10 protein-coding genes are annotated in these 12,097 nt (G+C 69.4%); 3 read left to right on the top strand and 7 right to left on the bottom strand.

The window, feature by feature from the left end; genetic code table 11:
* Positions 1-105: 105 nt before the first annotated feature.
* The 6 genes from FLP10_RS05665 to FLP10_RS05640 form a co-directional block, all read right to left on the bottom strand.
* Complete coding sequence (locus FLP10_RS05665; protein ID WP_149159988.1) at positions 106-1,233, bottom strand: Gfo/Idh/MocA family protein; 1,128 nt, start codon at positions 1,231-1,233, stop codon at positions 106-108.
* Entirely contained in the window at positions 1,230-3,197 is a 1,968-nt protein-coding gene (locus FLP10_RS05660; protein WP_149159987.1) for a DUF6807 family protein, read from the bottom strand. The genes FLP10_RS05665 and FLP10_RS05660 overlap by 4 nt, the downstream gene beginning before the upstream one ends.
* A 158-nt stretch (positions 3,198-3,355) precedes the next feature.
* Positions 3,356-4,690 carry an ABC transporter substrate-binding protein gene (locus FLP10_RS05655; protein WP_149159986.1) on the bottom strand — a complete coding sequence of 445 codons (1,335 nt, stop codon included), beginning with the start codon at positions 4,688-4,690 and terminating at the stop codon, positions 3,356-3,358.
* 64 nt (positions 4,691-4,754) lie between these two features.
* Complete coding sequence (locus tag FLP10_RS05650; protein ID WP_246150212.1) at positions 4,755-5,690, bottom strand: carbohydrate ABC transporter permease; 936 nt, start codon at positions 5,688-5,690, stop codon at positions 4,755-4,757.
* A complete protein-coding gene (locus FLP10_RS05645) occupies positions 5,677-6,606 on the bottom strand; it encodes a carbohydrate ABC transporter permease (RefSeq protein ID WP_149159985.1) in 930 nt (309 codons plus the stop codon). Before FLP10_RS05645 ends, FLP10_RS05650 begins: the two co-directional genes overlap by 14 nt.
* A 260-nt stretch (positions 6,607-6,866) precedes the next feature.
* Positions 6,867-7,895: a LacI family DNA-binding transcriptional regulator gene (locus FLP10_RS05640; RefSeq protein ID WP_149159984.1), complete on the bottom strand. Its 1,029-nt coding sequence runs from the start codon at positions 7,893-7,895 to the stop codon at positions 6,867-6,869.
* A 263-nt stretch (positions 7,896-8,158) separates the two neighbouring features.
* On the opposite strand from FLP10_RS05640, the gene FLP10_RS05635 reads away from it, so the two are divergent.
* From FLP10_RS05635 to FLP10_RS05625, 3 genes are all read left to right on the top strand, one after another.
* A complete protein-coding gene (locus tag FLP10_RS05635; protein WP_149159983.1) occupies positions 8,159-9,517 on the top strand; it encodes an ABC transporter substrate-binding protein in 1,359 nt (452 codons plus the stop codon).
* Positions 9,518-9,627: 110 nt separating this feature from the next.
* Positions 9,628-10,596 carry a carbohydrate ABC transporter permease gene (locus FLP10_RS05630; protein WP_149159982.1) on the top strand — a complete coding sequence of 323 codons (969 nt, stop codon included), beginning with the start codon at positions 9,628-9,630 and terminating at the stop codon, positions 10,594-10,596.
* Positions 10,593-11,585 carry a carbohydrate ABC transporter permease gene (locus FLP10_RS05625; protein ID WP_149159981.1) on the top strand — a complete coding sequence of 331 codons (993 nt, stop codon included), beginning with the start codon at positions 10,593-10,595 and terminating at the stop codon, positions 11,583-11,585. The genes FLP10_RS05630 and FLP10_RS05625 overlap by 4 nt, the downstream gene beginning before the upstream one ends.
* Positions 11,586-11,674: 89 nt before the next feature.
* Here FLP10_RS05625 and FLP10_RS05620 read toward each other — a convergent pair whose 3' ends face one another.
* Entirely contained in the window at positions 11,675-12,091 is a 417-nt protein-coding gene (locus FLP10_RS05620) for a nuclear transport factor 2 family protein (protein WP_149159980.1), read from the bottom strand.
* Between the last annotated feature and the right edge of the window lie 6 nt (positions 12,092-12,097).

The raw sequence follows: 12,097 nt of genomic DNA, 5'->3' as shown, positions 1-12,097 counted from the left end.
GGCATCGGGCGGAGCCGTCTGCGGCGTGAGCTGTGCGCGACGTGACGGGTCGGTGCCGCAGACGGTCGGTCGGCGCGGGGGTCCCGTGCGGGATGCGAAGGGATGCTACGCCCAGGGGGCGCCCAGCTCGGCGAAGGTGCGGCCCTCGGCGACGACCCGCTCGCTCCACGTCTCGACGTCGCGCACCACGAGGTGCGCGTCGCCCGAGGCATCCGACCGCCGCTCGACGAATCCCGGAGCGATCGGCGACGGATCCGGCGCGAGTCGCACCGCTTCGAGCACGCGCATGAAGCCACCCGTCGCGGCGAGCGGCACGAGCAGCGGCACACCGTCGACCACGTGGTCGACGAGGTTCGCGAGCAGGTTCGTGCGCTGGTGCGAGGTCGTCCAGGCGATGCTCGATCCGGGCGTCGTGACCTGCACGAGGTCGAGCGTGTACCAGAGCACGATGCGTCCGGTCGATCCGTGCACGATGACGCACGGCTCGCTGCGCCGCGGCGCAGTCAGCACCAGCGCGCCGGCGAGCGAACGGCCGCCCGCGAGCGCCGCCACGTACGACGACGTGTCGTCCGCGTCGATCGCGTTGGCCCGGTGCAGGTCGAGACGCAGGCTCGTGACATCCGACTCGGTCGTGGCATCCGCGACCGCGAGCGCCGTCGCCGTGGCATGGGCGAGCGGGTTCGTGACCGCGCCGTCGACGACCGCGCGCCCGTCGAGCGTGCGACGCCCGGCCCAGGGCGCGCGGGTCCAGTACGACTCGGTGCGCAGCCACGTGCCGAGCGCGCCGTAGCGTTCGACCTGCCCGATCGTGCCGCCGGCCACGAGCGACCGCACGAACGGCACCGCCTTCGATCCGAGGCTCTGGAAGCCCACCTGTACGGCCCGCCCGGCTTGCTCGGATGCGTCGACGAGGGTGCGGAAGTCGGCGAGCGACGGCGTCGGCGGCTTCTCGAGGAGCACGTGCACGCCCGCCTCGAGGGCGGCATACGCGAGCGGCAGGTGCGTGTGCATCGGTGTCGACAGCACGACGACGTCGAGGTCGGCCCGGGTGATCAGGTCGGTCGCGTCGTGGAAGACCGCCACGTCGCCGAGGTCGACCTCGGGCGGGCGGTGGTCGGCGACGGCCACGAGACGGGCACGGCCGGATGCCTCGAGTGCACGCGCGGCGGCGACATGCGTGGCGCCGTGCCCGTGGATGCCGGCGACGCCGATGCGGGGCAGCGGGGCGGTCATGCCCGCGGATCCGGCGCGGCGGTCGGCGACTGTGCAGCCGTCGGCGATGCCGCCTCGTCAGGCGCCCCGGCGAGCCCGGCGACTTCCGCGAGCCCCGCGACCCCGGCGAGCCCGGCGACCCCGGCGATGGCCTCGAGCTCCGCCGCATCGGTGATCGCGCGATCGACGAGCACGGCGTCGATGCCGAGCGCGAGCCGGCCCCCCTCGGGCAGTGTGCGCACGGCGTCCCACGCGACCGCAGGGCCGACGCCGAGGTACTCGGCGACCCGGGCGAACCACGGCATGACCTCGCCGTCGGCGGGCTGCACGAGCAGCACGGTCACCGCACGCCCGACATCGACCACGGCCAGCCACGGGGAGCGCGAGCCGTGCGCGGCATCCTCGCCCACTCCGTCGCGCGTCAGCACCGTGGCATCCCACCGGGGGAACCGCCAGAAGAGGCCGCCGTACCCGGCGCCCTCGCGACCGTTCGTGGCCGGCGACCCGAATGCGAGCGCGCCGAAGTTGGCGGTCAGCAGGCTCCGCCAGCCGAGCGCCCACGCGTCGCCGCCGCCCGCGCGAACCGGCCGGCCGCGCAACGTGCGCACCTCGCTGAGCTGCGCCTCGCCGCGCTCGTCGAGCCAGGTGAGGCGTTCGGTGAGCACCTCGCCGTCGATCGTGATCTCGTCGCGCCGCTGACGGCCTTGATTCTCGAGCATGATCGAGCCGATGTCGTGCACGTAGGTGCGACCGCCCCAGTAGGACGTGCCGTTCACGTCGGGCAGGGCGAGGCCGATGCCGAAGTGGTGCAGGTGATCGGTCGGGTGGCTGTCGGTGACGCGCACGCCCGCGAGCGTGGTGACGGGGTGCAGGAACGGGCGCGGCGAGAGCACCGAGTCGATCGTGGTGCCCTCGTCGTAGCGGGCGACGATGCCGTCGCCGATGCGCAGCACGGGGCGTCCGGGGCTGAGCCAGCCCGACGCCTCGGGAGCGGGTCCGGTGCTCTGGCGCACCTCGAGGATGGGCCGGTACGAGAGCGGATGCGTCGCGGGCGCACCGGCCATCGCGTCGCGCAGGCGCCGCCAGGCCTGGGCGCCGATCTCGACCCGGGGCACCGACATGGTCGTGAGCGCGGGCGCCGAGAACCGCGCCAGCGGGATGTCGTCGACGCCGGCGACCGAGATCTCGCCCGGCACGTCGACCCCGAGTTCGCGCAGCCGGGCGAGCAGGCCCAGCGCCACGAGGTCGTTGAACGCGAGTGCGGCCGTGGCCCCCGAGGCGAGCAGCGCATCGGCGGCGTGGTAGCCGTCCTCCACTTGCGAGCCGGCGGCGAGGTCGAGGATCTCGAGGCCCGGGTAGCGCCCGGCGACCTCGGCGAGGCCGCGCCGGCGCAGCCGGTCGGCGAACGCCTGCGGGGGCCCCGCGAGGTACGCGATGCGGGTGTGCCCGAGCGACGCGAGGTGCTCGGCGAGGGTGCGGGCGGCGTGCTCGTAGTCGACCGACAGCTCGGCCGCCGGGTCGCTCGCGACCGGCCGGTTCACCACCACGGCGGGCCCTGAGCGGGCGATCAGGGCTTCGAGCCGGTCGCCCGGCATACGCGGCGACACCAGCACGAGCGCGTCGCACCGCGAGCGCGCCTCGATCGCGATCTCCTCCTCGTCGGCGACCCGCTCGGCGGTGTCGGCGACGAGCACGCGGTACCCGTCGCGCGCGGCTTCGCGGCTGAGGCCCTTGAGCACGCCCTGGAACATCGGATTCTCGAGGTCGGGCACGACGAGCGCCACGGTGTTGCTGCGCCCGCTCACGAGGTTGCGCGCGGTCTGGCTCGGCGAGTAGTTGAGCTTCTCGACAGCGTCGCGCACCTTGGCGGCGATGGTCGGGTCGACGGTCTGGTTGCGGTTCAGGACCCGGGACACGGATGCCTGCGAGACGCCGGCGTATTCGGCCACCTGAGCGATGGTGACCTGACGGGGCGACTTGGGCACGGGGACCTCCGGCTTTCGGTGATCGGAAACGAACGTACGCCGGTCGGCGGGCGGTCGCAGCGGGAAACACGGGGATGCCACGCGAAGTGGGGGAGGGGAGCGGCTGCCGCGCGAACGCGGCAGCCGCTCGAAGGTGAAGAGGCAGTGGCGACGACGACCTACACGGCCGCGTCGTCGAGCGCGGTCTGCAGCTCGTCGATGAAGCTCTTCGCCGCCTCTTCCGGGGTGAGCTCGCCGAACAGCACACGCTGGGTGTGCTGGTCGATGATCGTCTCGATCGCACCGCCGCCCGGGGGCGTGGCGGGCGGGGCGTCGCCGACGAGCGGAGCGAGGTCGTCGAGGAACGCGACCACGGTCTGGTTCACCTCGTCGAGCTTCGGCGTGATGTACTCGCGGATCTTCTCGTTGGCGGGCACCCCCCGCTCGGCGAGCAGCAGGTCGGCTGCCGCCTCGCTGTTCGACAGCCAGTCGATGAAGGTCGCGACCTCGGCCGGGTGCTCGGTCTTCGCCGACGCCGACCAGAACATGGACGGCTTGTAGTACGCCCACCCGTCGGGGGCGTCGTCGAGTGCCGGCACGCGCAGCGCGACGAGGTCTTGGCCGCTCGCGTCGCGCAGCGCCTGCACCTGGTTCGACCACCAGGGCCCGAACGCCGACGCGTTGGTGGCCGTGAACGACTCGGCGAGACCGCCCGACTCCCGCTCGATCGTCGCCGACGGATCGGGCGTCGCGCCGCCCTCCGTGGCATCCAGCAGGAACTGCCACCACGACGCGAGGTCGTCCTCGGTGGCGGCCACGCCGCCGTCGGTCGTGTAGAGCGCGCTGCCGCGCTGGCGCAGCCAGTTGTTCAGGCCGCCGTCCTCGAAGCCCCACGACTGGGTGCCGACGACCGAGCCGCCCGAGGCCTCGCCCACCTTCACTGCGGTCTCGACGAACTCGTCCCACGTCCAGGTCTCGTCGTCGGGCAGGTCGACGCCGTACTGGTCGAGCAGAGTCGTGTTAGCCATGATCGTGTACGAGTTGATGCCGATCGGGATGCCGTACAGGGTGTCGTCGAGCGCGCCGGTGCCGAGCACCGCGGCCGGGAAGTCCTCGGTGCCGAGGATCGACGAGTACCCGCCCAGGTCGGCGAGCACCCCGTTCGCGGCGTAGGTCGAGAGCTGCTTCTCGTCCATCTGGATGATGTCGGGGGTGTCGCCCGCGGCGACCGACGTCGACAGCTTGTCCCAGTACCCGGCCCAGTCGGTGTACTGCGGCTCGATCGTGATGTTCGGGTACTCATCCTCGAAGGCGGCGATGAGTTCCTCGGTGATCGCATGGCGGGTGTCGTTGCCCCACCAGGTGAACGAGAGGGTCACGGGCTCGTCGGAGAGGGTCAGGTCGGACTCGGTCGAGCCGCCGGTGTCGCTGCCGGCGCACGACGTGAGCGCCAGCACGGACACCGCGCCGATGGCGGCCGCGATGCCGCCCCGGCGGCGAGAGATGCCTCGCATGGTCATTCCTTTCGGTTGCGTGTGATCGTGGTGCAGAGGTGGTGGTGCGGACCGGGGGAGCCGGTCACTTGATCCCCGTCGTCGCGATGCCCTTGATGAGGAACCGCTGGCCGAAGAGGAAGATCAGGAAGATCGGGATGAGCGACACGACGCTCATCGCGAACATCTCGCCGTAGTCGGTCGCGCTCTGCGCGTCGACGAATGCGCGCAGTGCGAGCGGCACCGTGTAGAGGTTCGGCTTGGTCAGGTAGATGAGCTGGCTGAAGAAGTCGTTCCAGGTCCAGATGAACGTGAAGATGGTCGTGGTCGCGAGGGCGGGAACCATGAGCGGCAGGATGATCTGCAGGAAGATGCGCGGATGCCCCGCTCCGTCGATGCGTGCGGCTTCGTCGAGCTCTCTCGGGATGCCGCGGATGAACTGCACCATCAGGAAGATGAAGAACGCGTCGGTCGCGAGCAGCTTCGGCAGGATGAGCGGCAGGAACGTGTTGACCCAGCCGAGGTTCGAGAACAGCACGTACTGCGGCACGATGACGACGTGGATCGGCAGCATGATGCTGAGCAGCATGATCGCGAACCAGGTCTTCTTGCCGGTGAACTCGAGCCGCGCGAACGCGTAGGCCGCCAGCGAGCACGACACGAGGTTGCCGATGATGCTGCCGGCGACCACGAGCGCCGAGTTGAGCAGGTAGACGTTGAACGGGTACGAGAGGGCGTTCCATCCGTCGACGTAGTTCTCGAACTCGAAGCTGTCGAGGATGATGCCCGGCTCGCGGAAGATCTCCTCGTTCGGTCGCAGCGAGCTGACCACCATCCAGATCACCGGGTAGAGCATGATGAGCGCCGCGACGATGAGCAAGACGTGCCGGATCACCCTGGTGGCGGGCGTGCGCAGCGGGTTGCGGCGGCGGCGCTGCTCGCGGACCGCGCCGGTCGGCAGCCCGGTGACGACCGACTCGGTGAGGGGGGCGGAGTCGAGCATGGTGTCAGTCCTGGTCATCGTAGAAAACCCAATACTTGGAGGCCCAGAAGTTGATGGCCGTGAAGGCGGCGATGATGAGCAGGAGCAGCCACGCCATCGCCGATGCGTAGCCCATCTCGAGGTTCGTGAACCCCTTCTGGTAGAGGTACAGCGTGGCGAAGAGGGTCGAGTCGACCGGCCCGCCCGTGCCGCCCGAGACGATGAACGCCTGGGTGAACGACTGGAACGCGTGGATGATCTGCAGCACCAGGTTGAAGAAGATGATGGGCGTCAGCATCGGCAGCGTGATGCGCCAGAACTGCTGGCGTCGGTTCGCACCGTCGACCGAGGCCGCCTCGTAGTACATGGCCGGGATCTGGCGCAGACCGGCGAGGAAGATCACCATCGGCGAGCCGAAAGTCCACACGTTCAGCAGGATCAGCGTGCCGAGTGCGGTGTCGGGGCTCGAGATCCAGCCCTGGCCTTCGATGCCGAACCAGCCGAGCACGATGTTCACGAGGCCGTCGACGCCGAAGATCTGGCGCCAGAGCATCGCGATCGCGACCGACGCCCCGAGCAGCGACGGCAGGTAGAACGCCGACCGGTAGAACGCCAGCCCGCGCAGCCCCCGGTCGAGCACCACCGCGAGCAGCAGCGCGAGCGCGAGCTGCAGCGGCACCGAGACGAACACGTACTGGAACGTCACGCCGAGCGAGGTGTGCAGCCGCTCGTCCCCGAGCATCTTCTCGATGTTCGCCAGCCCGGTGAACCGCGGCGGGCTCAGCAGGTTGTACTTCGTGAACGCGAGCACCAGGGAGGCGATCATCGGGCCGACGGTGACGATCGCGAGGCCGAGGAACCAGGGCGTGAGAAACAGGAACGCCGCGCGGTTCTGCTTCTTCTGGCGCGGAGCGGTCGAGCCCTTCAGGCTGCGCAGCTCGCCGAGGGCGCTCATCGTTCGGCCCCGGCGGTCGGGTGCGGCGGTGCGGATGGCGGTTCGGATGGCGCGGGCGACGGTGCCACGTGCTCCTCCAGTCGATCGTCGTCGATGTCTCGGATCGTCGAGTCAGAAAGCGCTATCTCGACGTGACTGGTTTTCTAGCAGTGGGAAACCGCATTCCACAAGACCCCGGCCTGAAATGGCTGGTCAGCGCGTAGACATCTTCCAGAAAGGGGTTTCTGGTGATCGCGCGATCATCGCCGGTGGTCGCGCGATCATCGCCGCGGACGGCTCGTGCTCGAGCGCACCACCAGCCGGGTCGGCAGCGGCGCGCCCGAGTCGGGGAGCGGATCGGGCTCGTCGCCGCGGGCGATCAGCCGCAGCACCACCTCGACGGCCACCCGACCCTGTTCCTCGGGGTACTGCTCGATCGTGGTGAGGCCGAACATCTCGGCGTGCTCGTGACCGTCGATGCCGATCACCGAGAGCTCGCCCGGCACGTCGATCCCGAGCCGTTCGGCCGCGCGCATGGTGCCGAATGCGACCTCGTCGGAACACGCGACCACGGCCGTCGGGCGCATGCCCGGCTGGCCGAGCAACTGCAGCGCGGCCGCGTAGCCGCCGGGCATCGTCATCGGCGTCTCGACGATGTTCGCCCGTCCGCCCGGAGCGAGCCCCGCGGCGGCCATCGCCTCGAGGAAGCCGTGCCGGCGCTCGCCGGGCACGCTGTGCGGCGAGGCCGCGGCGCCCGGGCCCGCGAGGTGCGCGATGCGGGTGTGGCCGAGGTGTAGCAGGTGCTCGGTCGCGAGCTGGGCGACGGCGCGGTCGTCGATCGACAGCCGCGCCGCGCCTGGGGCCCGACCGCCCAGGCAGAGCACCGGCTTGTCGCGGCGGTCGAGCACCGCGACCTCGTGCTCGTCGAGGTCGACGCCCACCGCGATGAGCGCATCCACGCGCTTGCGTGCGAGGAAGAAGTCGAACACCCGCGATCGCGCGTCGTCGCCGCCGGGCGGCACGTTGTAGAGGGTCAGGTCGTAGCCCGCCCCGATCAGGGCGCGTTCGATGCCCTCGAGCACCTCACCGAAGAACCAGGCGTTCACGAACGGGATCACGACGCCGACGTTCTTCGTGCGGCCGGTCACGAGGCTCGCCGCGTCTGGTGATGCGATGTAGCCGATCTCGGCGGCAGCGTGTTCGACCCGGCGACGGGTCGCCTCGGCGACATGGCCCTTGCCCGTGAGGGCCCGGGACGCCGTCGCCTTCGACACGCCGGCGAGACGCGCGACATCGCCGATCGCTGGCATCGCGCCTCCCTTCTGCGGGGTCGCTCGAACGTGAGCATAGCCCCGGAGAGGCCGCGGATGGAACCGGTTCCAGCCGCTTGGCATCGAGCGTCGCCGACCTGCGACAGCCAAGGAGAGAGCGCTCTCTCCTAGATTCCGCCCAAACTCCGAGCAGTGTCCGAAACGTGACCAGCGACACCTTGCAGCGGCGCGGTGACCTGTCCTAGCGTGGGCAACTGGAACCGATTCCGGTTCCCGTCCTGCGCACTCAACGAGGAGAAGACATGAGACTCACACGGCATCGCCGATGGCTGGTCCCCGTCGTGGCGGCCGCCGCCGTCGGGCTGACGCTCACCGCCTGTACCGGCGACGTCTCGAACGAGGACGCCGCCGACGTCGACTGCGGCCCCTACGAGCAGTACGGCACGTTCGAGGGCAAGAACGTCACCATCTCGGGCACCATCCTCGACCTCGAAGCCGACCGCCTCGTCGAATCGTGGAGCGACTTCGAGACCTGCACCGGCATCGAGGTCGACTACCAGGGTTCGAGCGAGTTCGAGGCCCAGATCGCCGTGCTCGCCGAGGGCGGCAACGCTCCCGACATCGGCATCGTGCCCCAGCCCGGCCTGCTGCAGAGGCTCGCCGCGGGCGGCTGGCTGATCCCCGCGTCGCAGCCCGTCGAAGACAACGTCGACGAGTTCTGGAGCGAGGACTGGAAGCAGTACGGCACGGTCGACGGCACCTTCTACGCAGCACCGCTGATGGCGAGCATCAAGGGCTACATCTGGTACTCGCCGACCGAGTTCGAGGAGAAGGGCTACGAGATCCCGAAGACCCTCGACGAGCTGACCGCACTGAGCGAGCAGATCGCGGCCGAGGGCGAGCACAAGCCCTGGTGCGCCGGCTTCGAGTCGGGCGACGCGACCGGATGGCCCGGCACCGACTGGATCGAGGACTACATGCTGCGCCTGCACGGCGCCGACGTCTACGACCAGTGGGTCACGCACGACATCCCGTTCAACGACCCGCAGGTCGCCGAGGCGTTCGACGCCGCGGGCGAGATCCTGAAGAACCCCGACATGGTCAACGGCGGCATCGGCGACGTGTCGACGATCGTCAGCGAGGCGTTCCAGACCGCGGGTCTGCCCATCCTCGACGGCGAGTGCTCGCTGCACCACCAGGCCTCGTTCTACGAGACCTTCTGGAACCCCGAGGGCGGCGACGAGAACACCGTGGCCAGCGATGGCACCGTGTTCGCGTTCCTCATGCCGCCGGTGAACGCCGACGACCCGCTGTCGGTCACCGGCGGTGGCGAGTTCCCGGTCGCGTTCCGTGACGCGGAAGAGGTCGAGGCCGTGCGCGCGTACCTCTCGAGCGACACGTGGGCGAACAACCGAGTGAGCCTCGGCGGCGTCATCAGCGCGAACAAGGGGCTCGACCCCGAGGTCGCCTCGAGCGAGCTGCTCGTGCAGTCGATCGAGATCCTGCAGGACGACGAGACCACGTTCCGCTTCGACGGATCCGACCTGATGCCCGGTGCTGTGGGCGCCGATTCCTTCTGGAAGGGCATGGTCGCGTGGGTCACGGGTCAGAGCACGCAGGACACGATCGACACGATCGAGGCCAGCTGGCCCGCGAGTTGATCAGCGCGCCGCCCGGCCGAACCCTCGGCCGGGCGGCATGATCGAGGGGCGGGGACGAGCTTCCCGCCCCTCGTCACCCCCAGAGCTCGACGACGAACCCGGGAGGCACGATGACCACGGAAGACCTGCTCGGCAAGATCCTGCAGGTGGTGATGGGGCTCGCCATCTTCGCCGCGATCATCGGCCTCCTCATCTTCTTCATCGACAAGGCGCCCAAGCGAGGGCGCGACTACTGGCAGCTGGCCGGCTTCCTCACGCCGGCGCTGCTGTTCCTCATCGTCGGACTCGTCTACCCGGCGATCCGCACCAGCATCCTCGCGTTCCAGACCAGCGGCGGCGACTGGACGCTCGACAACTTCGTGTGGACCTTCACCCAACCCGTCGCACTGCGCACGCTCTTGAACACCATCGTCTGGGTGCTCATCGTGCCGACCGTGTCGACGGCGATCGGGCTCGCGTACGCCGTGTTCATCGACCGGTCTCGCGGTGAGAAGTACTTCAAGGTCGTGCTGTTCATGCCGATCGCGATCTCGTTCGTCGGCGCCGGCATCATCTGGCGGTTCGTGTACGAATACAAGTCGGCTGGCCGCGAGCAGATCGGCCTGCTGAACGCGATCGTGGTCGCGTTCGGCGGCGAACCCGTGCAGTGGTTGCAGACCGACCCGCTCAACACGTTGCTGCTCATCATCGTGATGATCTGGATCCAGACCGGCTTCGCGATGGTGCTGCTGAGCGCGGCGATCAAGGGCGTGCCGACCGAGCAGGTCGAAGCCGCCCAGCTCGACGGCACCAACGCCTGGCAGCGGTTCTGGAACGTCACCGTCCCGGGCATCCGCGGTTCGCTCGTGGTCGTGCTCACGACGATCTCGATCGCGACGCTGAAGGTCTTCGACATCGTGCGAACGATGACCGCGGGCAACTTCAACACCTCGGTCATCGCCAACGAGATGTACACCCAGGCGTTCCGCGCCAGCGAGGTCGGGCGCGGGTCGGCGCTGGCGCTGATCCTGTTCGTGCTGGTGCTGCCGATCGTCGTCTACAACATCAATATCCTGCGCAAGCAGAGGGAGATCCGATGAGCAGCGTCGCCCCGGCCGATCTTCCGATCGGCAAGGATCTCGGCTCGATCGAGGCCGCCGAGCAGGCCGAGTACGGCCCCACCAAGACCGCGCGGGTCAAGAAGCGGCTCACGTCGCGAACCGCCACGATCATCTCGCTGATCATCGCGGTGCTGTGGACGATCCCGACGTTCGGTCTGCTCGTCTCGTCGTTCCGACCGGGCGACCTGGTGCGCACCACCGGCTGGTGGACCGTCTTCGAGAACCCCGGGTTCACGCTCGAGAACTACGCCGACGTCCTGCTGTCGCCGTCGCAGTCGTCGCCGCAGCTCGGCGCGTACATCGTGAACTCGCTCGCGATCTCGCTGCTCGGCACGCTGATTCCGCTCGTGCTCGCGACGATGGCGGCCTACGCGTTCGCCTGGATCAAGTTCAAGGGCGCGAACGTGATCTTCATCCTCGTGTTCGCGCTGCAGATCGTGCCCCTGCAGATGGCGCTCGTGCCGCTGCTGCAGATCTTCTCGACCTGGCTGCGGCCCATGCAGGCGTGGGTGCACGATGTGATCCCGATCATCCCCGAGCAGAACTACGCGCCGGTGTGGCTCGCGCACTCGATGTTCGCGCTGCCGCTGGCGATCTTCCTGCTGCACAACTTCATCTCCGAGATCCCGAACGACGTGATCGAGGCGGCGCGCGTCGACGGCGCCACCCACGGGCAGATCTTCTTCCGCATCGTGTTGCCGCTCGCCACGCCGGCGATCGCGTCGTTCGCGATCTTCCAGTTCATCTGGGTGTGGAACGACCTGCTCGTGGCCCTGATCTTCTCGGGCGGCACACAGGACGTCGCGCCACTGACCCAACGATTGGCCGAGCTCGTCGGCTCGCGCGGTCAGGAATGGGAACGCCTGACGGCCGGCGCATTCATCTCGATGATCATCCCGTTGATCGTGTTCTTCAGCCTCCAGCGCTACTTCGTGCGCGGCCTGCTCGCAGGCTCGACGAAGGGGTAGCGGACCCGGACTGTCGCTACGGCAGGGGGAGGCGGATGCCGCGGGTGGGGGCCCGCGGCATCCGTCTCGTGCGGTGCGAGCGCCGCGTCTCAGCCGAGCGGGTGCAAGGCGTGGTCGCCCGTCACCGAGCGACCGCTCACGACCCGGCCCTCGCGCACGACGAGCAGGTCGATGCCCGTGCGGTGGAATCCGCCGGCCTCGGAGCCGACGTCCCACAGCAGGGTCAGTCGGCCGTCCGCGGCCGGGATCGGAGAAGTCGGCAGCGAGTACACGACATCGGGGAACCGCGCGCGGATCCCGTCGATGACGGCCTGCAGTTCGGCCGGGCCGACGGTGGTCTCCCAGTCGGGCACGGGCTGGGTGCGCCCGAATTCGACCCGGGCATCGGCGGTGACGAGCTCGGTCGCGGGCAACTGCCCGTTCCACAGCTCGGTCCAGCGTCGGCTCACGGTCTCGGCGCCGGTCTCGGCGCCGGACTCGGTGTCGGTGGGTGCTGTCGTCGTCATCTCTCG

Source organism: Agromyces intestinalis, from assembly GCF_008365295.1.
GTDB classification, from domain to species: Bacteria; Actinomycetota; Actinomycetes; order Actinomycetales; family Microbacteriaceae; genus Agromyces; species Agromyces intestinalis.
Note: the sequence above shows the minus strand (reverse complement) of the source record. Positions and strands in the feature narration are given on the sequence as shown.

Bases quoted from the DNA above. Each gene is read 5' to 3' on its own strand.
- FLP10_RS05665 (WP_149159988.1), bottom strand. From the start codon at position 1,233: ATGACCGCCCCGCTGCCCCGCATCGGCGTCGCCGGCATCCACGGGCAC.
- FLP10_RS05655 (WP_149159986.1), bottom strand. From the start codon at position 4,690: ATGCGAGGCATCTCTCGCCGCCGGGGCGGCATCGCGGCCGCCATCGGC.
- FLP10_RS05650 (WP_246150212.1), bottom strand. From the start codon at position 5,690: ATGACCAGGACTGACACCATGCTCGACTCCGCCCCCCTCACCGAGTCG.
- FLP10_RS05645 (WP_149159985.1), bottom strand. From the start codon at position 6,606: ATGAGCGCCCTCGGCGAGCTGCGCAGCCTGAAGGGCTCGACCGCTCCG.
- FLP10_RS05640 (WP_149159984.1), bottom strand. From the start codon at position 7,895: ATGCCAGCGATCGGCGATGTCGCGCGTCTCGCCGGCGTGTCGAAGGCG.
- FLP10_RS05635 (WP_149159983.1), top strand. From the start codon at position 8,159: ATGAGACTCACACGGCATCGCCGATGGCTGGTCCCCGTCGTGGCGGCC.
- FLP10_RS05630 (WP_149159982.1), top strand. From the start codon at position 9,628: ATGACCACGGAAGACCTGCTCGGCAAGATCCTGCAGGTGGTGATGGGG.
- FLP10_RS05625 (WP_149159981.1), top strand. From the start codon at position 10,593: ATGAGCAGCGTCGCCCCGGCCGATCTTCCGATCGGCAAGGATCTCGGC.
- FLP10_RS05620 (WP_149159980.1), bottom strand. From the start codon at position 12,091: ATGACGACGACAGCACCCACCGACACCGAGTCCGGCGCCGAGACCGGC.